22 protein-coding genes are annotated in these 23,539 nt (G+C 67.6%); 13 read left to right on the forward strand and 9 right to left on the reverse strand.

The genetic code is table 11. The annotated features are described in order from the left end of the window. Nucleotides 1–2: 2 nt before the first annotated feature. Nucleotides 3–383, forward strand: a complete 381-nt coding sequence (locus MHA02_RS01835; protein ID WP_147076270.1) for a tautomerase family protein — start codon at nucleotides 3–5, stop codon at nucleotides 381–383. 327 nt (nucleotides 384–710) lie between these two features. On the opposite strand, the gene MHA02_RS01840 is transcribed toward MHA02_RS01835, so the two are convergent. From MHA02_RS01840 to MHA02_RS01850, 3 genes are read right to left on the reverse strand one after another with little or no spacing between them, the layout of a single operon-like run. Further along, nucleotides 711–1,442 carry an ABC transporter permease gene (locus MHA02_RS01840; protein ID WP_147076271.1) on the reverse strand — a complete coding sequence of 244 codons (732 nt, stop codon included), beginning with the start codon at nucleotides 1,440–1,442 and terminating at the stop codon, nucleotides 711–713. Further along, nucleotides 1,439–2,578: an ABC transporter permease gene (locus MHA02_RS01845; protein ID WP_238180497.1), complete on the reverse strand. Its 1,140-nt coding sequence runs from the start codon at nucleotides 2,576–2,578 to the stop codon at nucleotides 1,439–1,441. The genes MHA02_RS01840 and MHA02_RS01845 overlap by 4 nt, the downstream gene beginning before the upstream one ends. A 41-nt stretch (nucleotides 2,579–2,619) precedes the next feature. Next, entirely contained in the window at nucleotides 2,620–3,516 is an 897-nt protein-coding gene (locus MHA02_RS01850) for an ABC transporter substrate-binding protein (RefSeq protein WP_147076273.1), read from the reverse strand. Between the two features lie 310 nt (nucleotides 3,517–3,826). Between MHA02_RS01850 and MHA02_RS01855 the strand changes: the two genes are divergently transcribed. From MHA02_RS01855 to lpxD, 8 genes are all read left to right on the forward strand, one after another. Beyond that, on the forward strand, nucleotides 3,827–4,216 hold the full coding sequence (locus MHA02_RS01855) for a response regulator (RefSeq protein WP_147076274.1): 390 nt from the start codon (nucleotides 3,827–3,829) through the stop codon (nucleotides 4,214–4,216). Nucleotides 4,217–4,578: 362 nt separating this feature from the next. After that, nucleotides 4,579–5,301, forward strand: coding sequence for a UMP kinase (gene pyrH, locus MHA02_RS01860; protein ID WP_147076275.1), 723 nt, complete (start codon nucleotides 4,579–4,581; stop codon nucleotides 5,299–5,301). Between the two features lie 431 nt (nucleotides 5,302–5,732). Further along, entirely contained in the window at nucleotides 5,733–6,299 is a 567-nt protein-coding gene (gene frr, locus MHA02_RS01865) for a ribosome recycling factor (protein ID WP_147076276.1), read from the forward strand. A gap of 135 nt (nucleotides 6,300–6,434) precedes the next feature. Beyond that, nucleotides 6,435–7,313 (forward strand): phosphatidate cytidylyltransferase, encoded by an 879-nt coding sequence (locus MHA02_RS01870; protein ID WP_147076321.1) that lies wholly within the window; start codon nucleotides 6,435–6,437, stop codon nucleotides 7,311–7,313. Beyond that, nucleotides 7,310–8,500 (forward strand): 1-deoxy-D-xylulose-5-phosphate reductoisomerase, encoded by a 1,191-nt coding sequence (dxr, locus tag MHA02_RS01875; protein ID WP_373318404.1) that lies wholly within the window; start codon nucleotides 7,310–7,312, stop codon nucleotides 8,498–8,500. The genes MHA02_RS01870 and dxr overlap by 4 nt, the downstream gene beginning before the upstream one ends. Before the next feature lie 147 nt (nucleotides 8,501–8,647). Further along, complete coding sequence (gene rseP / locus MHA02_RS01880; RefSeq protein WP_147076278.1) at nucleotides 8,648–9,808, forward strand: RIP metalloprotease RseP; 1,161 nt, start codon at nucleotides 8,648–8,650, stop codon at nucleotides 9,806–9,808. 353 nt (nucleotides 9,809–10,161) lie between these two features. Next, nucleotides 10,162–12,732 carry an outer membrane protein assembly factor BamA gene (bamA, locus tag MHA02_RS01885; RefSeq protein WP_147076279.1) on the forward strand — a complete coding sequence of 857 codons (2,571 nt, stop codon included), beginning with the start codon at nucleotides 10,162–10,164 and terminating at the stop codon, nucleotides 12,730–12,732. Between the two features lie 210 nt (nucleotides 12,733–12,942). After that, nucleotides 12,943–14,004: a UDP-3-O-(3-hydroxymyristoyl)glucosamine N-acyltransferase gene (gene lpxD, locus MHA02_RS01890; protein ID WP_147076280.1), complete on the forward strand. Its 1,062-nt coding sequence runs from the start codon at nucleotides 12,943–12,945 to the stop codon at nucleotides 14,002–14,004. Nucleotides 14,005–14,013: 9 nt separating this feature from the next. Here the strand turns inward: lpxD and MHA02_RS01895 are convergent, their stop codons facing one another. Beyond that, the gene (locus tag MHA02_RS01895) at nucleotides 14,014–15,021 is read right to left on the reverse strand and encodes a WcbI family polysaccharide biosynthesis putative acetyltransferase (protein ID WP_147076281.1); all 1,008 of its coding nucleotides are present in this window, start codon (nucleotides 15,019–15,021) and stop codon (nucleotides 14,014–14,016) included. Nucleotides 15,022–15,028: 7 nt separating this feature from the next. Beyond that, nucleotides 15,029–15,754 (reverse strand): fused DSP-PTPase phosphatase/NAD kinase-like protein, encoded by a 726-nt coding sequence (locus MHA02_RS01900; RefSeq protein ID WP_147076322.1) that lies wholly within the window; start codon nucleotides 15,752–15,754, stop codon nucleotides 15,029–15,031. 174 nt (nucleotides 15,755–15,928) lie between these two features. Between MHA02_RS01900 and MHA02_RS01905 the strand changes: the two genes are divergently transcribed. Then, nucleotides 15,929–16,435: a GNAT family N-acetyltransferase gene (locus tag MHA02_RS01905; RefSeq protein ID WP_147076282.1), complete on the forward strand. Its 507-nt coding sequence runs from the start codon at nucleotides 15,929–15,931 to the stop codon at nucleotides 16,433–16,435. Nucleotides 16,436–16,552: 117 nt separating this feature from the next. Continuing rightward, a complete protein-coding gene (gene ppa / locus MHA02_RS01910; protein ID WP_147076283.1) occupies nucleotides 16,553–17,098 on the forward strand; it encodes an inorganic diphosphatase in 546 nt (181 codons plus the stop codon). A gap of 3 nt (nucleotides 17,099–17,101) precedes the next feature. On the opposite strand, the gene MHA02_RS01915 is transcribed toward ppa, so the two are convergent. The 4 genes from MHA02_RS01915 to MHA02_RS01930 all read right to left on the reverse strand — a co-directional run bounded on the left by MHA02_RS01915 (nucleotide 17,102) and on the right by MHA02_RS01930 (nucleotide 21,220). Then, nucleotides 17,102–17,497 (reverse strand): PilZ domain-containing protein, encoded by a 396-nt coding sequence (locus MHA02_RS01915; RefSeq protein ID WP_147076284.1) that lies wholly within the window; start codon nucleotides 17,495–17,497, stop codon nucleotides 17,102–17,104. A 362-nt stretch (nucleotides 17,498–17,859) separates the two neighbouring features. Beyond that, complete coding sequence (gene tsf, locus MHA02_RS01920; protein ID WP_147076285.1) at nucleotides 17,860–18,780, reverse strand: translation elongation factor Ts; 921 nt, start codon at nucleotides 18,778–18,780, stop codon at nucleotides 17,860–17,862. A gap of 132 nt (nucleotides 18,781–18,912) precedes the next feature. Then, a complete protein-coding gene (locus MHA02_RS01925; protein ID WP_147076286.1) occupies nucleotides 18,913–19,980 on the reverse strand; it encodes a 30S ribosomal protein S2 in 1,068 nt (355 codons plus the stop codon). A gap of 211 nt (nucleotides 19,981–20,191) precedes the next feature. Then, nucleotides 20,192–21,220 carry a KpsF/GutQ family sugar-phosphate isomerase gene (locus MHA02_RS01930; RefSeq protein WP_170248975.1) on the reverse strand — a complete coding sequence of 343 codons (1,029 nt, stop codon included), beginning with the start codon at nucleotides 21,218–21,220 and terminating at the stop codon, nucleotides 20,192–20,194. Nucleotides 21,221–21,429: 209 nt separating this feature from the next. On the opposite strand from MHA02_RS01930, the gene MHA02_RS01935 reads away from it, so the two are divergent. Both MHA02_RS01935 and MHA02_RS01940 read left to right on the forward strand, forming a co-directional pair. Further along, nucleotides 21,430–22,128, forward strand: a complete 699-nt coding sequence (locus MHA02_RS01935) for a response regulator transcription factor (RefSeq protein ID WP_147076287.1) — start codon at nucleotides 21,430–21,432, stop codon at nucleotides 22,126–22,128. Further along, nucleotides 22,125–23,537, forward strand: a complete 1,413-nt coding sequence (locus MHA02_RS01940) for a sensor histidine kinase (protein WP_147076288.1) — start codon at nucleotides 22,125–22,127, stop codon at nucleotides 23,535–23,537. Before MHA02_RS01935 ends, MHA02_RS01940 begins: the two co-directional genes overlap by 4 nt. The last annotated feature ends 2 nt before the right edge of the window (nucleotides 23,538–23,539 follow it).

The raw sequence follows: 23,539 nt of genomic DNA on the forward strand, positions 1-23,539 counted from the left end.
CCATGCCCCTCGCACGCATCGATCTGGTCGAAGGCAAGTCGGCCGAGTACCGCCGCACGGTCGGCGAGGTGGTCTACGAAGCCATCGTCTCGGCGCTGGGTGCCCCGCAGGACGACCGCTTCCAGATCATCACCGAGCACCCCGCCGCAGACCTGATCGTCGACCCGACCTATCTCGGCATCCAGCGCACGCCCGACTGCATCGTGATCCAGCTCACGATGAACGCGGGCCGCACCGTCGAGCAGAAGAAGGCGTTCTACAAGCAGATCGCGGATGGCCTCCACGAACGCCTCGGCCAGCGCCGCGAGGACGTGTTCATCAACCTCGTCGAGGTGGTGAAGGAGAATTGGTCGTTCGGGAATGGCGAGGCGCAGTACGCCTGATGTTTTTGGAATAGCGCTTTCGTCACTGCGAGCGCAGCGAAGCAACCCAGGGCCATACCCGCGACGCAGGTTCGTTGGCCCTGGGTTGCTTCGGCTTTGCCTCGTGATGAACGGCTGAGCATGAACCGCACGATGTCCGAACGCATCCGCCGGTAAGCCTTCGATAGCGCATACCATCGCAGACGCGACCAATCCCGGCACTCCCCCAAATCGGCGCCGCCGCGACGGACCGCTACCAGCCGTACCAAGCGCAGTTCATCAATCGCAGGCGGAACCGACGCAGACTGTAAGATCGCGGCTCAAAGCATGCTGCGGTCGCTCGTGTGCTCATCGCCGGAGCAATCCGGCTGCAGCCAGCATCAGTGCGTCGCAGAGGAAAGCCAGCGCGGCCGTCGCGCCGGCGCCTTGCAGCATCGTCACGAGGTTCTGGTTCTGCAGGCCGGCGACGATCGGGGTGCCAAGGGTCGAGGCACCGGCCAGCGCGCCGACGGCGGCGGTGGCGATCGACAGTACGAGGGCGATGCGCAGCGTATCGAGGATGCCGGCACCGGCCAGCGGTAGTTCCACCTGCGTCAGCACTTGACGCGGCGTCAGGCCGATGGCGAAGCCGGCTTCTCGCGCCTCGGGGGAGACCGCCTCGATGGCTCCGACCGTACCGCGCAGAGTCGGCATGACGCCGTAGGCGACGAGGGCCAGCAGCGTCGGCGGCCCTCCGAAGCCGAGCACCGGCAACGCCAGCGCGACCACCACCACGGGGGGCACCGCCTGCGCCAGGGCGGCGGCGGTGTCGATGCCGCCGCGCAAGCCCCTGGCGCCTCGGCGCGTCGCCAGGATGCCGAGCCCGACGCCGAGGCAACCGACGATGGCGAGGCCGGTCCCGGCGAGGACGAGGTGATGCGCGCCGAGTTCGATCAGTCGCCCGGCGCTCAAAGGCCGCCGCACCGAATCTCCCAGGAGACCGGCGATCGCCTTCGCCACGTCGGGATGGCTGAGGACGGCAAGCGCCAGGCCGACCACGAGCGGGCCGACGACGGGCTGCAGGCGGTGAGAATGGCTCATCCGTGCCACCGCTGCCGCACCCGGTTCTCCAGGAGACTCAAGGCCCGCTCGACGATCAACGATATTCCGATCACGGGGAGCGCCCCGAGCAGGATCAGGTCGGGCGCGAACTGCGACATGCCGTCGAAGACGATGCCGCCGAGGCCTCCGGCGCCGACGAGGGCGCCGAGCGTTGCGAGGCCGATGCTCTGCACGCTCGCCACCCGCAGCGCTCCGACGAGGATCGGTGCTCCAAGGGGCAGGCGCACGTCGCGAAGCGTCTGATGCGACGTCAGGCCGATCGCCCTGGCCGCGTCGATGGTGGCGGGATCCGGCGCGCGCAACGCGCCCTCCAGGCCGCGCCAGAGTGGCAGAAGCAGATAGGCCGCGACGGCCAGGATTGCCGGGCCAGGGCCGAGCGCCGACAGGCCGGCCGAGCGCATAGCCGGGAATGCCGTCAGCAGGCCCGAGGTGAGCGCTACCAGTCCACCGAGCAACGCCACAGCCGGCACCACCTGCAAGCCGTTGACGGCGATCTCGACCGCGCCGCGGCCAGGACGCCACGCATAGAGCAGCACGCAGCCCAGGGCCGAGAGGGCGACGGCGGTCGCGGACAGGATCAGGTGTTGGATCACGGCGGCACGAACGCTCCCGGCGCGTGCCCGATACTCCATCGCAAGGGAGAGCCCGTCGAAGGCCCCCGAGGCATAGAGCAGTACGAACCCTGCCATCAGGGCCGCAAGGGTCAGCCAACCGGAGCCCGGCATGCGCACCCTGGCCGCCGCGGCAGCGACGAGTCCGGACAGCAGAAGCAGCCCGACCCAGCTCCCCGAGGCAAGCCGGGCGCGGGCGGCCGGCGGCTGCCCGGCGACGAGATCGGCTGCGGCCGCGCCGAGCCCGGCGGCAAGCAGCATCAGCGCGGCCGAGAACGCCGCCAGCGCCGCAAACGCCACCACACGTGAGCGACCGGCTCCCTGCAGGAGACCGCCGAGCAGGCAGAGACCGACCACGAGCCAGCCCCGGCTCCCGAGCGCCGCCACAGCCGAGACGGGCGTGCCGACGACGAGCCGGTTCGCGGCGATTTGGAGAAGCGGTAGCCCGCCCGCGATGCCGAAACACGCCGCGGCGATGACGACCAGCGGTATTGCGTCGGCCACCGTTCGCCCGGCCGGCGCAGTCATTTGCCCCGCGAAGACCCTCATCGCGGAACACCGATCTCGGCCAGATAGGCCCGCGCCACGGCCTCGGCGGTCTCGCCCTCGACGGTGATCCGCGCGTTGAGGCGGCGCAGGGTATCCGCGTCGAGCCGCGCGAAGACGCGTGCCAGTGCCTCGCGGATCTGCGGATACCGGGCCAGCGTGTCGGCGCGGATCACGGGCGCGACCTCGTAGACGATCTGAGCGGCCTTCGGGTCGGTCATCACGGTGAGGTCGAGGGCAGCGAGCGCACCGTCGGTGCCGTAGACCATGCCGGCATCGACACCGCTGATGCCCTCCGCCGCCGCCCGTGCCGTCACGGCGGTATCGCCGCCGGGCAGGCTGATGATCCGGTTCCTCGGCATGGTGAACCCATAGGCCGCCTCGAAGGAGGGCAACGCCGCCGGACTCTCGACGAATTCCGTCGAGGCCGCGAGGGTGATCAGGCCACGGCGCACCGCGCCCGCAAAATCCGTCATGGAGACGAGACCGTATTCGCGGGCCACGCTGCCGCGCACCGCAATGAGCCAGGTGTTGTTGGCGGGTGCCGGCTTCAGCCAGACGAGGCCGCGCTCTCCGTCGAGGTCCCGGATTCGCGCGTAGCCCCCCTCACCCGTCTTCCAGACCGGATCGGTCTCGGTGCCCGAGAAGAAGGCACCGTTGCCTGTGTATTCCGGATAGAGGTCGATCTCGCCCGAGAGCAGTGCCGAGCGCACGATCAGCGTCGGCCCCAGGCCGAACTTGCGCACGACGGTGAGCCCAAGGCCTTCGAAGACCAGGGCGATCAGGTTGCCGATCAGCGCGCCTTCGGTGTCGCTCTTCGAGGCCACGACGACGGGCCGCTGCGGGCCGGCCGTCAGCGGCCGAACGTCAGCGATCGCGAACAGGCCGAGGCCCATCACAAGGCGGCGGCGCGTAGCATCTGCACCGCAATCCGGCAGACCGCGCCGCGCCGGTGGTGGCCGGCGCGCAACGAATGTATCGCCTCGTAACATCAGGGGCCGAACGTTCTCATCCAGGGGGCCTTCCTGCGCTTGACACGCCCGGCATAACAGGCGACGGCTCCGATCGCTCATGTACGATCTTCATCGTCGCGGGCGCCCTAGGTGCCTCGTTCCCGGCACGTCTCGCACGACAATCCGATTCAAGACCGCGTCCGGCGCGGCACCGTTCCGTCACCGGGACGAATCGAAGGGAAGACCATTCGGCGTGAGCGCGGAACCCAACGAGGACGTCCTCAAAGGCGCACGGGTGCTGGTCGTCGAGGACGAGGCTGCCATCTCGATGCTGCTCGAGGACATGCTGGACGATTTCGGCTGTGAGATCGTCGGCCCCGCCGCCCGTCTCTCCACCGCCCTCGAGATGGCTCAGAAGGAGACTTTCGTCGTCGCGATCCTCGACGTGAACGTCGCTGGCGAGCCGATCTATCCGGTGGCCGAGGCGATCGTTCAACGCGGCCTGCCATTGGTCTTCTCGACAGGCTATGGCGGAGCCGGCATCCGCGAGCCTTTCCGGGATCGCCCCGTGGTGCAGAAGCCGTTCAGTCAGGCCGACCTCAAGCGTACTCTGATCTCCGCGATCAGCGCCGCCAGGGGCTGAGCCTTCGGATTCTGGTTCGATCATTCCGAGGCTCGCCATTGGCGACGGCCGGGAAGACATTTGTACGACGACATCGGACATCGCGTCGCGATGGGGCCGACCCCGTTCGTGCCGTGCATCGGGTGCCGGTGAGACGCACTGACCGTCAGCGGGATATGCACCGCTTCGTCGGTTCATCGCCGCTTCCAGGAATCGACCGTCGCCGGGGTGTTCGCAGCATTTTTGCTGCTCGTCTCCGCTCATGGTTACCGCATCACCCTCCCGCGAAACCGAATTCCACTTTCCCGCACCATGCTCTAGAAGCCGGCCGACCTTCAGATTTCACTAGGAGGGCGGCCTTGCCCGCCCGTGGGGAGCCTTCGATGCCGGAGACGACGCCGTTTCGCCGCGTGCTCGTGAAACTCTCCGGGGAGGCCCTGGCGGCCCCCGACGGCTACTGGCTGCATCCCCAGACACTCGCTGCAATGGCCGAAGATATCGGTCGCGTCGTCGAGCAAGGCATCGAGATCGCGGTGGTGGTCGGCGGCGGCAACCTGATCCGCGGAGCGCGCATCTCGCAGGCAGGCTGGATCGACCGCGCGACCGGCGACTCGCTCGGCATGATGGCCACCGTCATGAACTCGCTCGCCATCGAGACCGCGCTGAACGCGGCCGGTGTCCCCGCCCGCACCATGTCGGCGGTCTCGATGCCGACGATCTGCGAGACCTATGCCCGCCAGCCGGCGCTGCACCACCTCGACAAGGGACAGGTCGTGGTACTCGCCGGCGGCACCGGCAACCCCTTTTTCACCACCGACACCGCCGCCGTGCTCCGCGCGGCCGAACTGCGTTGCGACGCAGTGCTCAAGGCCACCCAAGTCGACGGCGTCTATTCTGCCGATCCGAAGAAGGACCCGTCCGCGACCCGCTATGACCGCATCACCCATGACGAGGCCATCGCCCGCGATCTCAAGGTTATGGACACCGCCGCCTTCGCGCTGGCCCGCGAGAGCCGCCTCTCGATCGTCGTCGGCTCGATCCACGCGCCGTCTTCAATCGCAGCGATCCTGACCGGCGAGGCGCCCGCGACGCACGTCGTGCCCTGAAAGTACAGACGGATCGGCGCTCCGATCTGCACCGAGCATTTCTTCTTCCAGGCAATGGAAGGCGAACGGACGATGATCTCCGATCAACAGTGAAGTCTGGCCGCGACGATCGCCACAGCGGAATGGTCCTCCTTTCCGCGCGGACGGTGGAACGCCCCGCCTTCGAGGGCGGGATGGTCGGATTCACCGGACATTCCGAGCGCCTTCGCGGAACGCGACGCCAGCCGCTTCGTCGAGAAATCGGGCATGGCCAATACCGAACCGAGAGAACACACGCGCCGCACCCGCAGCCGATCGTCCGAAGGCCGTGAAATGGCTGTTGCCGCACGCGAACGGCATTTGCGGCAGAATGTAATTTGGTTCATTCAGGCGCCTGAACGGGCCCCGGCGGCCCGGATCTCCCTTAAAGTTAGCGTCGGGACCTCCACAGCATGGCCGCACTCCCCGAATTCGACCTCGACGACTTGAAGCGCCGTATGCAGGGCGCCGTCGCCTCATTGAGCAAGGATCTCGGCTCGCTACGCACGGGCCGGGCCACGCCCAGCATCCTCGACCCGATCCAGGTCGACGCCTACGGCTCCGCGATGCCGATGGCGCAGGTCGCCACCGTGAGCGTGCCCGAGCCGCGCCTGCTCTCCATCTCGGTCTGGGACCGCTCCATGGTCACCGCTGTCGAGAAGGCGATCCGCGAATCCGACCTCGGCCTAAACCCGCAGACCGAGGGCCAGACGATCCGTCTGCGCATCCCCGAGATGAACGAGCAGCGCCGCAAGGAAATGGTCAAGGTCGCGCACAAATACGCGGAGGAATCCCGTGTCGCCGTACGCCATGTACGCCGCGACGGCCTCGATCACCTCAAGAAGCTCGAGAAGGACGGCGCCATCTCCGAGGACGACGAGAAGCGTCAGGCCGGCGATGTCCAGAAGGCCACAGACACCTTCATCGCCGAGGTCGACGGCGTGCTCGCCACGAAGGAGAAGGAGATCATGCAGGTTTGAGATCCGCATGATCTTTTGCAGGCGGGCCGGCGGCCTTCTGCCGGACCCGAGGATCGGAAGAGGCGCTGTGAGCTGCACGCAAGGTGCCCATCGCACCGGCACGGCAATCTCAGAGCGCGGATGCGTCGGATGATTGTGCCCGGCGATGCAGCGTCCTCCGGGGACCGGCGCAGCCCCTTCGCCTCTCGCGAATTCATGCTTCGGGTCGTGTCCGCAATCGTGCTGGGCGCCGTCGTGCTCGGCGCGCTCGTGGTCGGCGGCTGGCCGTTCGCATTGGTATGGCTGGCCGCGGGGATCGTTGGGGCCGGTGAATGGTTCACGATCAGCCGCACGGAACCTGTTCTGGCGCTGACCCTGACGAACGGCGCGGTGCTCGCCGCGTTGACCGTCGCCTTTTTCGCCGCCACGCCGCCCTGGCTCGTCGTCGGAATTTTCGCGGCCGGTCTCGCCGTCTTGCTGGTTCTGGCGCAGAGCGGAACCGCGCGTCTGAAGGCCGTCACCGGCCTTCTCGGCGGCATCATCATCGCCGCGGTGCCGACGGCACTCCGGGAGGATCCTGGGATCGGCCTCGTCGGCCCGGCCTGGATGTTCGCCGTGGTCTGGTCCACCGATATCGTCGCGTACTTTACCGGCCGCACCTTCGGCGGCCCGAAGCTGCTGCCGCGCGTCAGCCCGAAGAAGACCTGGTCCGGCGCCCTCGGCGGCCTCGCTGCGGGTACGCTTGCAGGTCTTACCGTCGTGCTGATCGCCCGCGACCACGGCTGGACTTCGCTGGCAGCCCTGTCGCTCCCGGCTGTCGCATTGGCAAGCGCTGCGGCCTCCATCGTCAGCCAAGCCGGAGACCTCTTCGAATCGGCGCTCAAGCGGCGCTACGGCGTGAAGGATTCGGGCCGGTCGATCCCAGGCCATGGCGGCGTAATGGATCGGCTCGATGGCTTCTTCGCCGTGGCGCTGCTGGTCGGGCTCTACCTGATCGTCCAAGCTATCCTGGCCCGCGGCACGCTGCCGGCCTGAGGGGAAGAACCGTGCTCACCGTCTCCATCCTCGGCGCCACCGGCTCGATCGGCGCCTCGACCACCGACCTGCTCGCGCAGCACACGGACCGCTTCCGCGTCGGCTCCCTTGTCGGCGGCCGCGATGCAGCGGCGCTCGGCAAGCTTGCCCGCGAGATGAACGCCTCCTTCGCGGCCTTGGCCGACGAGAGTGCCGGGCCGGCTCTCGCCGAGGCGCTGGCGGGTTCCGGCATTCCCAACGGGGCCGGCGAGAGCGCGGTGCTGGAGGCGGTTTCGCGCGATGCCGACATCGTCGTCGCGGCGGTGAGCGGTGCGGCCGGCCTCAAGCCGACGCATGCGGCCTTGCGGCTCGGGCGCACCATCGCGCTCGCCAACAAGGAGAGCCTCGTCTGCGCCGGCGACGCCTTCATGCGCGATGCCAAACGCTACAACGCCGTGCTGCTGCCGGTGGATTCCGAGCACAACGCTCTGGCGCAGGCGCTCGGCGGCGGGCCGATTTCGGACGTGGCCAAGATGACGATCACCGCGTCCGGCGGCCCGTTCCGCACCTGGACGCGGGAACGCATCCAAGCGGCGAGCGCTGCGGAGGCGGCCAAGCATCCGACCTGGTCGATGGGGATGAAGATCAACATCGACTCGGCCTCGCTGATGAACAAGGGCCTCGAACTGATCGAGGCGCACCACCTGTTCACGATCGGTCACGATCGCCTCGACGTCATCGTGCACCCGCAGTCGATCGTGCACGGTCTCATTACATGGCGCGACGGCGCGGTGACGGCGGGCCTCGCCATGCCGGACATGCGGGTGCCGATCGCGCATTGCCTCGGCCTCGGCGACCGCCTCTCGATCGCCCGCGGGCGCGGCCTCGATCTCGCCGCCACCGGCAGCCTGACCTTCGAGCCGGTGGATGAAGGCCGCTTCCCCTGTCTCCGGATCGCCCGTGCGGCCCTGGCCGACGGCGGCGCCGCGCCGACGGTGATGAACGCGGCCAACGAGATCGCGGTCGCTGCCTTCATCCGCGGCGAGATCGCGTTCTACGGCATCGCCGAGCTCGTCGAGCGCGCCTGCGAGCATTTCGCGTCGGTCTTCCGCACGGCGCCCGCCGACGTCGACGAGGCGCTGGTGATCGATGCCGAGGTGCGGACCTGGTCGGCGCGGGCGCTGCCCAAGACCCATGCCGCCGGCTGACGGCGGCGGGGAACAGCGGGAAAAGCGGGCAGCCGGCGGGATGGGGGCTCGCGAACGGGCGCGGGCCGTGCGACGATCCGGGATTACCGCCGCACTTGCATCCGTGTGCCGACCGGATCACGAAAGCTGCGGCGAGGGGATGGAACGATGGAATTTCTGACCGCCATGAGCGGCACGGCGGCGGGCTTCTTCAGCGCGCTCCTCACCTTTCTCGTCGTGCTGACGATCGTGGTCTTCGTCCACGAGATGGGCCATTTCCTCGTCGGACGCTGGTGCGGCGTCGGCGTCCATGCCTTCTCGATCGGCTTCGGGCCGGAGATCGTCGGTTTCAACGACCGGCACGGTACGCGCTGGAAGCTCTGCGCGATCCCGCTCGGCGGCTACGTCAAGTTCGTCGGTGACGCCAACGGCGCCAGCGTGCCGGACCCGGAAGCCGTCGCGAAGATGGATCCGCACGAGCGGGCGATCAGCTTCCCGACCCAACCCGTCGCCAAGCGCGCCGCCATCGTCGCGGCGGGACCGATCGCAAACTTCATCCTGGCGATTGCCGTCTACAGCGGTGCGATCTGGGTCTCCGGCCGCTACGAGATCCCGCCGCGGGTCGAGGCCGTGATGCCGAACAGCGCCGCCGCGCGCGCCGGCTTCGAGCCCGGAGACGTCATCAAGGCGATCGACGGCAAGCCGGTCGGCACGTTCAACGGGATGCAGCGGATCGTCTCGACCAACGCCGACGCGAACCTCGTCATCACCGTCGAGCGCGCCGGCACCGAGACCCAGCTCAACGCCAAGCCCGAGGTCTACGAGGAGACGACGCCGTTCGGGCGCCATCGTCTCGGCCGGCTCGGCATCCAGGGGCCTAAGGGCAACGAGGGCAAGCTGGTCAGCTACGGGCCGGTCGAATCCCTCGCGCTCGGCTCGCAGGAAACCTATTTCATCGTCGAGCGCACCATCGACTTCCTCGGCAAGCTCGTCACCGGGCGGGAATCGGTCGACCAGCTCTCCGGCCCGATCGGAATCGCGCGGGTCTCCGGCGAGGTCGCCCGCGTCGGCGGCGTCGGCGGGATCATCAACTGGATCGCATTCCTCTCGGTCTCGATCGGCCTACTCAACCTGTTTCCGATCCCGCTCCTCGATGGCGGACATCTGATGTTCTATGCCTGCGAGGCGATCCGTGGCCGCCCACTGAGCGAGCGCGTGCAGGAGATCGGCTTCCGCATCGGCCTCGCACTGGTTCTGATGCTGATGCTGTTCGCGACCAAGAACGACATTTTCAACGCGGTCGCGTCCTGGACGTCTGGCGGGACCTGAGGCCCGATCCGCCGTCGGCGGCAGGCTCGGGGATATCGGGTCGGACGCCACGAAAAAGTCTCAAAACCAAGCGTTCACCAACCGTGAAGAAGCTTCGGGGCGTTTGGAAAAACCCTCGGAGCTTCCGACGTTTACGGGGCATTCACCCTGTTGTGCGATCGTGTGGAACTCCCCCGCATCGTTAAGTTGCCCGAAGGCCACGACCCGTCAAAATCCCCTTGGGTCGTCCCTGTGGCCGTTGCTTCGCTTCGGAATCCCGATAGAAGCGTGGCTGGGACCAGAGGGCGCTACGCCGCAAAGGCGAGCGTCTGCGGGTGCGAACCCGTACTGATAATAACGAGACGGGCGAATACATGATGTCGATGACGGGGATACGCCGGCGCAAGTCGGCGGAGCGGACCATCGTACTGATCGCCTCCGCAGCTGCCGGTGTCGTTCTGGGCGGCGCGGCATACGCGCAGCAGATCGTCGTCGAGGGCAACCGCCGGGTCGAAGCCGATACCATTCGCTCCTACGTGACCGGAACGGCCTCCGGGTCGCCCGAGGAAGCACGGCGCAGCCTGCTCTCCACCGGCCTGTTCTCCGATGTTCAGGTCTCCGCCCGCGGCGGGACCACCGTCGTCCGCGTGCGTGAGAACAACGTGATCGGCCGCGTGTTCTTCGAGGGCAACAAGAAGCTCGAAAAGACGACGCTTCAGGGCGTGGTCGAGTCGAAGGATCGTGGGGCGCTCAGCAACGCCGTGATCGCCGCCGACGTCGAGCGTATCCGCGAGACCTATCGCCGTTCCGGCCGCGGCGGGGCGAAGGTGACCTACCGGTTGGTCGACCTGCCGAACGGCCGCACCGACGTCGTCTTCCAGGTCGACGAGGGCGACAAGACAGGCGTGCGCGAGATCGTGTTCGTCAACAACAACGCCTTCTCGGAATCGACCCTCAAGGGGCTGATGACCACCTCCGAGATGAACTTCCTGAGCTTCATCAAGACCTCCGACGTCTACGATCCCGATCGCATCGCCTCCGATCTCGAGATCGTCCGCCGCTACTACCTGCGCAACGGCTACGCCGACTTCCGCGTGGTCAACGCCGATGCCCGCTACGTCGACGGCGACGGTGAGGCCGGCTGGGTCGTCACGGTCACCGTCGAAGAGGGCGAGCAGTATACCGTCGGCGCCGTCTCGGTGGATTCCCGCGTGCCGGGCGTCGACCAGGGCTCCCTCGATGGCGAGATCCGCGCCCAGGTCGGCGACGTTTACAACGCCGAGGACGTCGAGAAGACGCTCTCGGGCGTCACCACCGAGGTCAACCGCCAGGGCTATCCCTTCGCGCAGGTCCGCCCCACCGGCCAGCGCGACCGCGCCACCCACCAGGTGGCCCTCGGCTTCGTGGTCGAGGACGGCCCGCGCGTCTACATCGAGCGCATCAACGTGCGCGGCAACACCCGCACCCGCGACTACGTCATCCGCCGCGAGCTCGATCTCGGCGAGGGCGACGCCTACAACCGCGTGCTGGTCGACCGGGCCGAGCGCCGTCTGAACGGCCTCGGCTTCTTCAAGAAGGTGCGCTTCTCCAACGAGCCGGGCTCTGCGCCCGACCGCGTGGTGGTGAACATCGACGTCGAGGATCAGCCCACCGGCTCGTTTTCGGTCTCGGGCGGCTACTCCACCCAGGACGGCATCATCGGCGAGGTCTCGGTCTCCGAGTCGAACTTCCTCGGCCGCGGCCAGTACGTGCGCATCGCCGGCACCGGCGGCCAGTACGCCAAGGGCGTCGACTTCTCCTTCACCGAGCCGTACTTCCTCGGCTACCGCCTCGCCGCCGGCTTCGATGCCTTCTACAAGTATTCGGACCTGACCCGGTACTCGCGCTACGAGACGACCGTCTATGGCGGCCAGCTCCGCATCGGCCTGCCGATCACGCAGGAACTCGGCGTGACGTTCCGCTACTCGCTCTACAACACCGAGCTGACAGTACCGAATACGCTGAAGCGGCCGTACAACGACTGCTCGGTTCCGATTCCTGGCTACACGGTGCTTAATCCAGCCGGCACGATCGACCCGACGACTGGGCTGAACGTGAGTGGTCTCGCGGCTTACCCGAACTGTGCGTATGACGGCGAAGCCTCGATCGCGCTCAAGGGCTCGCAGGGCAACACCCTCACCTCGCTCGTCGGCGCGACGCTCGCCTATTCGACGCTCGACAACATCGCTCGGCCGACCAACGGTTTCTACGGCGAGATCAAGCCGGACATCGCTGGTCTCGGCGGCGACTCGAAGTTCTTCCGCGTTACCGGCGATGCCCGCTATTACAAGGAAATCTACGAGGACGTCGTCGGCTTCGTACGCATCCAGGGCGGTCACATCTCCGCGCTGAACGACGAGCCGCTGCGCATCACCGACCAGTTCTTCCTCGGACCGTCGCTGGTCCGCGGCTTCGCGCCGAACGGCATCGGCCCGCGTGACGTCGGAACCTCGGATGCCCGTTCGAACGCCATCGGTGGCACCACCTATTTCGGCGGTACGCTCGAAGTTCAGTTCCCGATCCCCGGCATTCCGAAGGATCTCGGCCTGAAGGGCGCCGTGTTCGCCGATGCCGGTACGCTGTTCGGCTACAGCGGTCGGACCCAATTCAACGTGAACGGCGACGCGTTCATCAACGGTACGCCGCAAGGCGCTGGTGGTATCTGCAATTACACCAGCATCGGTGCCGGCGCGACAAGGGTCGAACCCGAGTGCGTGAACGTGCGTGATAAGCCCACGATCCGCTCCTCGGTGGGTGCTTCGATCCTCTGGAACTCGCCGCTCGGCCCGATCCGCTTCGACTACGCCTACGCGCTCAGCAAGGACGAGGGCGTCCAGACCGCCTTCGGCCGCGTCGGCAAAGACCAGATCCAGGCCTTCCGCTTCTCGGGCGGCTCGCGCTTCTGATCCGAACGACAGGCCGCCCGGCCCACGGGCGGCGCTCTCTCCCGAAGCCCGGAAACGCCAGCCGTTTCCGGGCTTCCTCATGTCCGGAGCGGAGACCGCCTCCCGAGACGGATCGGGGTCCGCTTCGCCCGAAATTGCCGGGGGTTGTTGGAATCCGGGCGGTTCCGTGGTCTTGGACCGCATGATCGCAGAAACCGTCGTGAACGCCTGATGTCGGACCGCGCATTCTTTCGGACCAACGGCCCGTTGAGCCTTGCCGGGATTGCCGAGGCGGCGGGGATCCCCTTGCCCGATGGCGCCGATCCGGCCGCTCGGGTGACCGGCGCGGCTCCCCTCGAGAGCGCCGGTCGGGACGATCTCGCCTATATGGACAACGCCAAGTACGGCGACGCATTGGAGACGACGCGGGCTCGGGTCTGCCTCGTCTCGAAGCGGTTCGCGACCCGCGTCCCCGCCGGCACCGTCGCGCTCGTCGTGCGCGACCCCTATCGGGTCTACGCGACCCTCCTCGGGCAGCTTTATTCCGACGCCCTGCGGCCGGGCTCGCTGTTCGACTCCGCCGGCGTGTCGCCCGGCGCGCACGTCCATCCAGAGGCACGCCTCGAAGACGGCGTGCGCGTCGATCCGGGCGCCGTCATCGGACCGGGTGCCGAGATCGGATCGGGCACCGTGATCGGACCGGGGGCGGCCATCGGCCCGAACGTCTGCGTCGGCCGTGACTCGTCGATCGGTGCAGGCGCGACCCTGACGAACGCCCTCGTCGGCAACCGCGTCATCCTCCATCCCGGCGTCCGGATCGGCCAGGACGGCTTCGGCTTCGCCATGGGTGCGGCCGGCCACCTCAAGGTGCCGCAGATCGGCCGGGTCATCATCCAGGACGACGTCGAGATCGGCGCCAACACCACGGTGGACCGCGGCGCCAGCCGCGACACCGTCATCGGCGAGGGCACCAAGATCGATAACCTCGTCCAGATCGCCCACAACGTGGTGATCGGACGCCATTGCGTGATCGTCTCGGGCGTCGGCATCTCCGGCTCGACGACGCTGGAGGATTACGTGGTGCTCGGCGGCCAGGTCGGCGTGGTCGGCCACGTGCGCATCGGCATGGGCTCGCAGATCGCCGGATCGTCCAACGTCAACCGGGACGTACCGCCGGGCTCACGCTGGGGTGGAACGCCGGCCAAGCCCGTCCGGACCTGGTTTCGCGAACTCACCACGCTTGCGCGCCTCGCCGAGAAGAGCACCGACAAGGGCGGCGAACCGGAGGCGTAAAGGCCTTCGTCAGGCCGCGTCGAACAGCGCGCGGATCTCGGGCGCGCCGGACCAGTGTTCGGTACGGTGGCAGATCAGGCGCGCCCTCGGCATCGCGTCATAAAGCGCGAGGCTCTCCGCAACCAACCCCTCCACACCCAGCATCGACGGAGCCGCACCGGGCACTGCGCGCCGCTTGAACGCGTAGGAGCCCGCCAGGCCGTAAACCTCTGCGACCGGTGGGTAGATCGGCCAGATCACGTCGTCGAGCAGGTCATCGACGAGATAGGCGTCGACGGCGAGGTCGAGGGGAGCGAGACCCGCATCGCGGGCGACACGGCCTGCGAGATCCGCCAGCACGAACAGCTTCGGATGATTGATCGCGTGCATGAACGCGCCCCTGCGCGACCAGCGCAGGATCTCGGGCGCGAGATCGACGCCGACGGCCCGGCTCGATCGCGCGAGGTCGTCGGCGGAGAGTTGCCAACCGTCGAGATAGCCGAGGGCTGCGAAGGTCTCTTGGCGAAACAGCCGGACGATGCGCTGGGCGGACAAGCCGCGCAGGTATCCGAACAGGACGATGGCCGAGTGGTAGGTGTGGAGCGGGGACGGGACGAGGGCCAGTTCCGCGCCCGCGCCGAAGTCGCCGACATAGACCATGTCGGGATGGAAGGCCGGAAACACGATCGCCGGAAACAGCCGCGCCCGTGGCAGCATTCCGACCAATTCCGCCGAACCACCATCGCGAAAACGTCCGGTCAGGAAGGGCTGCGTGAAGACATGGTCGTGGTCCGTCAGACCGTCCGCCAAGGCCTTCAGGCTGCGCCGGCCCCGGCCGAGCGTTCCGATGGGCATCAGCTCGATGCGGGCATTCGGCAGCAGCACGGTCAGCGCGCGTGCGACGCCGCGGGCCTGGCAATTGCCGATCACCGCGATCCTCGGCCCGGTGCGGCCAGACGCGGCGCGATGTATCCCGGTCCAGGGCAGCAGGGCGAGGCCGCGCTGCAAGGCCTGCCGGCCGGTCTCCAGAAGAGCCACGCGGCGTCTATTCGCGCTTGATGATGCGGTCGACCACGAGATCAGACCAGAAGCCCGGACGGAAATCGCGCTTGAGCGCTTCGGGATCATAATCGTGCTCGACCCAGTCGAGGAATCCCTGGCCGCGTGGCTCGCCCTCGCGCAGATACATGGCGAAGAACGCATCGAGGATGCCGGTCTTGGCGAAGCGGAAATGGCCGTAGCGGGGCGACAGCTGCGCCGCAGCTTCACGGACCGACACGCCCTCGTGCAGGATCAGGAACAGGGCCGCGCCGAGGCCGGCCCGGTCCGCGCCGGACTTGCAGTGCATCACGGCGGGATATTCGACGCCGGCGAAAAAATCCGTGGCTGCGAGGATGGTGTCCCTGGCCGGCGCCTCGCGGGAGCGCAGTACGAACTCGACGAGCTTCAGCCCCTCGCGCTCGCAGGCCTCGCGCTGCAGCTGCCAGGAGCCGTGCTCGCGGCCGCCGCGCAGCGAGATCACGCTTTTGACGCCCTGCCGCCTGAACCAGGCGAGCTGGTGCGGGCTCGGCTGAGCCGAGCGCCAGATGATGCCGCTGCCGACCCGGTGCCGGTTGAGGTAGGCGAGTCGGAAGACGCCATGGTCGACGAGCAGCATGTTCGCCCACGCCCCAGCGCGCGAGAGCGGTCCGGCGATCGGCTGCTCGAACTTCGCGATGCGCGCCATGCGCCGCGCGTAGCGCGTCTCGGGGGGAAGGAAGCGGTTGAACACCTGGACCGGTCGCGGGCGTCTCGGCACGGTTTGCCGGCGCCGCTCTAACAGGCGGCCGGGCACCCGACAACGCGTCGGTCCCTGGCGTGCGGCCCTTCGCCTTGGTTTCGCCATTGCTCCGGGTCTCCATTTGTCGGCATCATGCACCGACCTGCTTCGGAGGCACCCGCATCCATGAGCACGAAGACCTTCAGCGTCCGCCGGGCGAAGCCGGCCGATATCGGGATGCTGTCGGCGGTGTTCGACGCGGCTTGGCGGGAAGCCTACCAGGGTGTCATCCCGGGCGTCGCGCTGGAGCGCTTCATCGCCAAGCGTGGACCCGCCAGCTGGCGCGGGATGATCGGCCGGGGCCGCGGTCTCGCCGCCATGGAATTCGGCGACAATCTCGTCGCCTACGCCGCGTACGGTCGAGCGCGCGACCGGTCTCTGACGGCCGAGGGCGAGGTCGACGAGATCTACGTGGCGCCGGAATACCAGGGGCTCGGGCTCGGCTCCCGCCTGTTTCGTGCCGTCCGCAACGATCTCGCCGACCACGGCCTGGCGCGGGTCGGGGTCTGGGCGCTCGCCGACAACGGTCGCGCCCGTGCCTTCTACGAGGCGCTCGGCGGCCGCGCCGGACCCGAGGCGATCGAGCGCGTCTCCGGCTCGTGCCTGCCGAAGGTCGGCTACCTGTTCGGCTGATAGCGTCACCGAGAACGCGAAACTGGCCTAACGGCCGATTTCCTTCATGCGTTCGGCGGTTTAGAAGGCCGGGACAGGACAAGAAAGCCGCTCTCGGGCCTCTCAGGAAACGCCATCATGCTCATCGACGCCATCTCGCTCGGCAAGAATCCGCCCCATGACGTCAACGTCATCATCGAGGTGCCGTTGGGCGGCGAGCCGATCAAGTACGAGATGGACAAGGAATCCGGCGCCCTCGTCGTCGACCGCTTCCTGTACACGCCGATGTTCTATCCGGGGAATTACGGCTTCATCCCGCACACGCTCTCGGGAGACGGCGATCCCTGCGACGTGCTCGTCGCGAATACCCGCGCCATCGCTCCCGGCGCCATCATGAGCGTCCGGCCGGTCGGCGTTCTGGTGATGGAGGACAATGCCGGCGAGGACGAGAAGATCATCGGCGTGCCCTCGCGCCATCTCACCGCCCGCTACAACAAGGTCGAGAACTACACCGACCTGCCCGACATCACGATTTCCCAGATCCAGCACTTCTTCGAGCACTACAAGGATCTCGAGCCCGGCAAGTGGGTGAAGATCCTGCGCTGGGGCGACAAGGAGGAGGCGCACCGCCTCATCCTCGAAGGCATCGAGCGCGAGAAGGCCAACAAGGCCGCAAAGGCCTGAGACCTAGTCTCGCGCTTTCCAAGCTTCGCGCTCGGCGCTGGAAGCGGGCCGTTCGGTCTGGTTCTCCGGCGCGGAGAGCCTCGGATCGGGGCCGAGCGGGATCTCGATCGCGTGCTTGGTGAAGGCGCTCGGCGTGACGACCAGAACGCCGTGGGCGTCCAGGAAGGCGACGCCGATTTCCTGGGGACCGCGCCAGACCACCGTCACGGGACAATCCTCGCCGGTCTTCTGGACGACGAGCCGAAACTGATTGGGAATGCCGAGCACGCTGTCGACGAACAGCCGCGCGCCATCCATCGACCTATCCTTGATCCGGCAGGCGACGGGATTGCCGGTCTTGGTCACGATGAAGGCCACGCTGTCGACGCGCATGCGTGGCCTGTGTCTGCGCTCTGTCACGAACCATCTCCCTATCTCCGGAGACTATACGCGCAAGAGTTGTATTGTTTGGTTGCAATCTCGTTAAATCAGCTTGGCAGTCACAGGCTTGTCGTGCCGTGGGTTGCAATCACCCTTCCAGATCGTGATCTCGACGCGGTCGCGGGCCGATGAGCCGCTGACGCTCCACCTTATCGGCCTCGGCCACGCGGACGGCTCACGCAATTCGGGAATCGCCGCTCTCGCCCAGCAGGGTCGACAGCGTACCGATGCAACGGTCTCGAGACAGAAGGGGCGCAGGCCAGGCTCGTCGGAAGCGTCTAAACGAAAAGGGCGGCATTGCTGCCGCCCTTGAGAAAATCCGTGATTCAGATCGGCGCCGATCAGCGCGACATCGCCGCCACTTCGGCCGCGAAGTCCGGGCCTTCTTCCTTCTCGATGCCCTCGCCCAGCGCGTAGCGGACGAAAGCAGTGAGCTTGACGGGGGCGCCGGCCTTGCCCTCGGCCTCCTTGAGCACCTGAGAGACCGTCTTGGAGCCGTCGTGGACGAAGGGCTGCTCCAGGAGGGTGACCTCCTTGTAATAGCTCTTCAGGCCGCTCTCGACGATCTTGGCCATGACGTGGTCCGGCTTGCCAGCGTTCTTCTCGCGCAGGATGTTGCTCTCGCGCTCGAGCACGGCCGGATCGACGCCCGAGGCGTCAAGTGCCACGGGGTTCGTCGCGGCAACGTGCATGGCGATCTGGCGGCCGAGCGTCGAGAGGAAGTCGACGTCGCCTTCGGATTCGAGTGCGACGAGCACGCCGATCTTGCCGAGGCCGGGGCTGACCGGGCCGTGCACGTAATTGGCGACGACGCCCTTCGACACGTCGAGCTTGGCGACACGGCGCAACGTCATGTTCTCGCCGATGGTGGCGATGAGGCTCTGCAGCTTGTCGGTGACGGTCTCCTGCGAGCCCGGGTAGGTCTTGGCCTGTAAGCCTTCGAGGGTGCCGTCGGAATCCAGCGCCAGCTTGGCGGTCTCCCGAGCGAAGCCCTGGAAGCTGTCGTTGCGGGCGACGAAGTCGGTCTCGGAGTTCACCTCGACCAGCGCGGCATGGTGGCCGGCGGACTCGACGGCGACGAGGCCCTCGGCGGCAACGCGGCCGGCCTTCTTTGCGGCCTTGGCAAGGCCCTTCTGGCGCAGCCAGTCGACACCGGCCTCGAGGTCGCCGGCGACCTCGGTGAGGGCGCGCTTGCAGTCCATCATGCCGGCGCCGGTCTTCTCACGAAGCTCCTTGACGAGGGCTGCGGTGATCTCGGCCATGGGATTCTCTCTCAGCGAATAGGGGGCGGACGGGTCTTTGAAGTGAGTGAGCCCGGCGCTTGGATAAGCGCCGGGCTTTGCAGTGGAGTGACGCGCTGTCGAACCGGACTGACGCCCGGTGGCAGCCGGCCGTTACGCGGCGGCGGCGTCGAGCAGGCCACGCGCCTGGGCGACCCAGCCGTCGCGCTCGATGCGGCCGTTCAACTTGAGGTCGGCGTCGAGCTTGGCGACGTCGTCCGGGGTCATGGCGGCGAGCTGCCAGTAGTGCCAGACGCCGGCGTCGTTGAGCTTCTGCACGATCTGCGGGCCGGCGCCGTTGAGCTTCATCATGTCGTCCGGCGCACCGCGCGGGGCGGGAAGCAGCTCGTAATGCTCGGTCGAATCGGCGAGCGCGGCGACCTCGGCCTGGGTGATCGCGTCGGACTCGATCGAGGCCGGAGCGGAGGTCTCCTCGGGCGGCAGCTCCTCGGCGGTCGGCTCGACGGAGGCGCCGGTGTCGACACCCGACTGGCCCTGGCCGCGGCCGATGCCCTCGATCGCCGCGCGGGCGATGAGATCGCAGTACAGCGCGATGGCGCGGCCGGCGTCATCGTTGGCGGGCACGATGTGGGTGATGCCCTCGGGGTTGCAGTTCGTGTCGACGATGGCGGCCACCGGGATCCCGAGGCGGTTCGCCTCCTTGATCGCCAGCTGCTCCTTGTTGGTGTCGATGACGAAGATCAGGTCGGGCACGCCGCCCATGTCCTTGATGCCGCCGAGCGCCTTCTCGAGCTTGTCCTTCTCACGCGTGAGCATGAGGCGCTCCTTCTTGGTGAGGCCCGTGGCGCCGCCTTCGAGCGTCTCGTCGACCTTGCGCAGGCGCGCGATCGAGCCGGAGATGGTCTTCCAGTTGGTCAGCATGCCGCCGAGCCAGCGGGAGTTGACGTAATACTGGGCCGAGCGCTTGGCCGACTCGGCGATCGCCTCAGCCGCCTGACGCTTGGTGCCGACGAACAGCACGCGGCCGCCCTTGGCGACCGTATCGCTCACGGCCTGCAAAGCGGTGTGGAGCGCCGGCACGGTCTGGGCGAGATCGATGATGTGGATATTGTTGCGGGTGCCGAAGATGTAGGGCTGCATCTTCGGGTTCCAGCGGTGCGACTGGTGACCGAAATGGGCGCCCGCTTCGAGGAGCTGACGCATAGTGAAATCGACGGCCATATCCGTTTTTTCTCCGGTTGATTCCGCCGCGGAGGTTGTAGCTGGCTGAACGCCGGCCACCGGAAAGGCCTCATTCAGGCATGAGGCCGCCTCCGCGTGTGGGATGGGTGGTGGCGTTAGCAGATTTGCTTGAATTCAAGCAAGCCGCAAACAGCGGCACGGATCAGGGCAATGTCCGAAACGGCAGTCCGCCGGACCTATGTCGACGATCTCAAGCGATGCCGGCCCGCAGCAGATCGTGGATGTGCAGGATCCCCACCGGCCGCCCCTCCGACGTCACGAACAGAGCCGTGATCCGCTTGCGGTTCATCAAACCGAGGGCCGAACTCGCCAGCAGATCCGGCTCGACGACGACCGGGTCGGCGGTCATCACGGCATGCACGGGCGTGTCGAGGAGGGCCGGGCCCATGTGGCGGCGCAGGTCGCCGTCGGTGACGATGCCGACGAGGCGGCCGTCGGTGTCGGTGACGCCGCAGCAGCCGTAGCGGCGGCTGGCGATCACGATCAGCGCCTCGGACATCACGGTATCGTCGCGCACCAGCGGGACTTCGGTGCCGGCATGCATGAGCTGCTGGACGTTCTTGAGCCGGGCCGCCAGCTTGCCGCCCGGATGCAGCACCTTGAAGCCGGCGGAGGTGAAGCCGCGCTGCTCGATCAGCGCCACCGCGAGCGCATCGCCGAGGGCGAGCTGGATCAGGGTCGAGGACGTCGGCGCGAGGTCATAGGGGCAGGATTCGCGCACCCGCGGCAGCGCCAGCAGGATGTCGGCGGCGCGGCCCAGTGTGCTGTCGGGCTTGCTCGTGATCGAGATTAACGGAATCGAGAATCGCCGCGAAAAGCTGACCACGTCGCCGAGCTCGGCGGTCTCGCCGGACCAGGACAGGGCGATGATCACGTCATCGGGGGCGATCATGCCGAGGTCGCCGTGGCTCGCCTCGGTCGGGTGGACGAAGAAGGCGTGGGTGCCGGTGGAGGCGAGCGTCGCGGAGAGCTTGCGGCCGATATGCCCGCTCTTGCCCACACCGCAGACGATGACCCGGCCCTTGGCCTGGACGATGGTGCGCACGGCCCGCTCGAAGGCCTCGCCGAGATCGCCCTCGAACGCCGCCGTCAATTCCCGCATCGCCGCCATGCCGGATTGCAGGCTGCGCGTCGCGGACAAACGGATGTCGTCCGTCGCTTCCTGCGCCGGGACGAGGCTGAGGTTGCGGAAAGGAACCGTCTCGGTCGCAGTCTTCATGTGCCGGTATCGACTCCAGGCAGTCCCCGTCACCGGGACGCGACGTGCCGAACGACTGCAAAAGATCTCGGAAAATCGAGTGCGCGCAGGGCGTTGAACCTGCGGTCGGAGGGTGTGTAGACGGTATGGTTTAATTGTGACGCCTGCCGGCCGGCCCGCGCAACAGAGCCATTTCCGGCCGAGCGGCGAAGGCCTATCTGACTAGCGCAATGCGCCTTCTCATCATCGAAGACGACCGCGAGGCCGTCGCTTATCTCGTCAAGGCCTTTCGCGAGGCCGGCCACGTCGCCGATCAGGCCTCGGACGGGCTCGACGGCTACGCCCTGGCCCGGGAGGGCAGCTACGACCTGCTCGTCGTCGACCGGATGCTACCGAAACTCGACGGGCTCTCACTGATCCGAAGCTTGCGCGAGCAGGAGGTGACAACGCCGGTGCTGATCCTCTCGGCGCTGGGCCAGGTCGACGATCGCGTGAAGGGTCTGCGCGCCGGCGGCGACGATTATCTGCCGAAGCCCTACGCCTTCTCGGAATTGCTCGCCCGGGCCGAAGTGCTGGCCCGTCGCCGGTCGAGCACGGCAGGCTCGGCCGAGGCCACCGCCTATCGCGTCGGCGACCTCGAACTCGACCGTCTCTCGCACCGGGTCGCGCGGGCCGGCCGCGAGATCGTGCTTCAGCCACGCGAGTTCCGGCTGCTCGAGTACCTGATGCGCCATGCCGGGCAGGTCGTGACCCGGACGATGCTGCTCGAGAACGTCTGGGACTACCATTTCGACCCGCAGACCAACGTGATCGACGTCCACGTCTCGCGCCTGCGCGCCAAGATCGACCGCGGCTTCGAGAACGCCTTGATCCAGACGGTACGCGGCGCCGGCTACGTGGTCCGGGCCGAAGAACCGCGTGCATCGTGAGTGATCCGACGGCGCAACGTGAAAACCTGCTGGCTCGAGTCGGCAAGCTGTTCCGCACGACGGCGTTCAAGCTGTCGCTCGCCTATCTCGCGGTCTTCGCGGTTCTCGCGGTGCTGGCGCTCGGCTACGTCGCGTGGAACGCGCGCCGCGTGCTCGATGACCAGATCGTCCAGACCATTGAGGCCGAGATCAACGGTCTGCAGGAGCAGTACACGGCCGGCGGCCTGCGCAAGCTGATCACGGTGATCGAGCGGCGCGCCAAGGAACCCGGTGCCTCGCTCTACCTCGTCACGACACCGGCAGGCGAGCACATCGTCGGCAATGTAGGCTCGCTGCCCTCCGGGCTGCTGTCGCAGACGGGCCAGTTCGAAATCTCCTACGGCCGCGACTCCGAGACCAGCGGCGCGCAGCACCGGGCGATCGTCCGGATCTACACCCTGGCCGGCGGCTTCCGCCTCCTCGTCGGCCGCGACACCGAAGAGCGCGACCGTCTGCGCGCCGCCATCGGCAACACCTTCGGTACCTCGCTGGCGCTGGTGCTGTTGCTCGGCGTCGTCGGCGGCTGGTTCGTGGCGAGCCGCGTCCTCAAGCGCGTCGACGACATGACTGAGACGACTCGCAGCATCATGGCGGGCAATCTCGACGGGCGGCTGCGCGTCGGCGGCAGCGGCGACGAGCTCGACAGGCTGGCACAGAACCTCAACCTGATGCTGGAGCGCATCGGCGAGCTGATGCGCGGCATGCGTGAGGTCTCCGACAACATCGCCCACGACCTCAAGACGCCGCTGACCCGCCTGCGCAACCACGCGGACGAGGCCCTGCGCGGAGAGCGCTCGCCGGAGGAATTGCGCGCGGCGATCGGCGCGGTGATCGAGGAGAGCGACGGGCTGATCCGGGTGTTCGAAGCGCTCCTCACCATCGCACGTCTGGAAGCCGGCAGCGCCCGCGAGACCTTTTCGCAGTTCGACGCGAGCCAAGCGCTACGCGCAGTCGGCGAGCTATACGAGGCGTTGGCAGAGGAGAGTGGTCTCACGCTTACCGTCGCAGCGGAGCCCGGTCTGATGCTCCACGGCAACCGCGAACTCGTCGGACAGGCGCTGGCGAACCTCGCCGACAATGCGATCAAGTACGGTTCGGCCGGCACCGGCGAGCGGCGCATCGCGATGACGGCGCGGCGCGGACCGGGCGGGATCGAACTGATCGTGGCCGATCACGGCCCCGGCATCCCGGAGGCCGAGCATGCCCGCGTGCTCGGCCGCTTCGTCAGGCTGGACGACGCCCGCTCGCGCCCCGGCTTCGGGCTCGGCCTCAGCCTCGTCAACGCGGTGGCGCGGCTGCATGGCGGTACGCTGGCACTGCGAAACGACGCGCCGGGTCTGATCGTTACGCTGTCGCTGCCGGCGGCCTGACG

It is taken from the genome of Methylobacterium haplocladii (genome assembly GCF_007992175.1).
GTDB lineage: Bacteria > Pseudomonadota > Alphaproteobacteria > Rhizobiales > Beijerinckiaceae > Methylobacterium > Methylobacterium haplocladii.

Coding starts and splice junctions, on each gene's coding strand:
- MHA02_RS01835 (WP_147076270.1), top strand. CDS start 3: ATGCCCCTCGCACGCATCGATCTGGTCGAAGGCAAGTCGGCCGAGTAC.
- MHA02_RS01840 (WP_147076271.1), bottom strand. CDS start 1,442: ATGAGCCATTCTCACCGCCTGCAGCCCGTCGTCGGCCCGCTCGTGGTC.
- MHA02_RS01850 (WP_147076273.1), bottom strand. CDS start 3,516: ATGGGCCTCGGCCTGTTCGCGATCGCTGACGTTCGGCCGCTGACGGCC.
- pyrH (WP_147076275.1), top strand. CDS start 4,579: ATGCCGGAGACGACGCCGTTTCGCCGCGTGCTCGTGAAACTCTCCGGG.
- frr (WP_147076276.1), top strand. CDS start 5,733: ATGGCCGCACTCCCCGAATTCGACCTCGACGACTTGAAGCGCCGTATG.
- rseP (WP_147076278.1), top strand. CDS start 8,648: ATGGAATTTCTGACCGCCATGAGCGGCACGGCGGCGGGCTTCTTCAGC.
- bamA (WP_147076279.1), top strand. CDS start 10,162: ATGATGTCGATGACGGGGATACGCCGGCGCAAGTCGGCGGAGCGGACC.
- lpxD (WP_147076280.1), top strand. CDS start 12,943: ATGTCGGACCGCGCATTCTTTCGGACCAACGGCCCGTTGAGCCTTGCC.
- MHA02_RS01905 (WP_147076282.1), top strand. CDS start 15,929: ATGAGCACGAAGACCTTCAGCGTCCGCCGGGCGAAGCCGGCCGATATC.
- ppa (WP_147076283.1), top strand. CDS start 16,553: ATGCTCATCGACGCCATCTCGCTCGGCAAGAATCCGCCCCATGACGTC.
- tsf (WP_147076285.1), bottom strand. CDS start 18,780: ATGGCCGAGATCACCGCAGCCCTCGTCAAGGAGCTTCGTGAGAAGACC.
- MHA02_RS01925 (WP_147076286.1), bottom strand. CDS start 19,980: ATGGCCGTCGATTTCACTATGCGTCAGCTCCTCGAAGCGGGCGCCCAT.
- MHA02_RS01930 (WP_170248975.1), bottom strand. CDS start 21,220: ATGAAGACTGCGACCGAGACGGTTCCTTTCCGCAACCTCAGCCTCGTC.
- MHA02_RS01935 (WP_147076287.1), top strand. CDS start 21,430: ATGCGCCTTCTCATCATCGAAGACGACCGCGAGGCCGTCGCTTATCTC.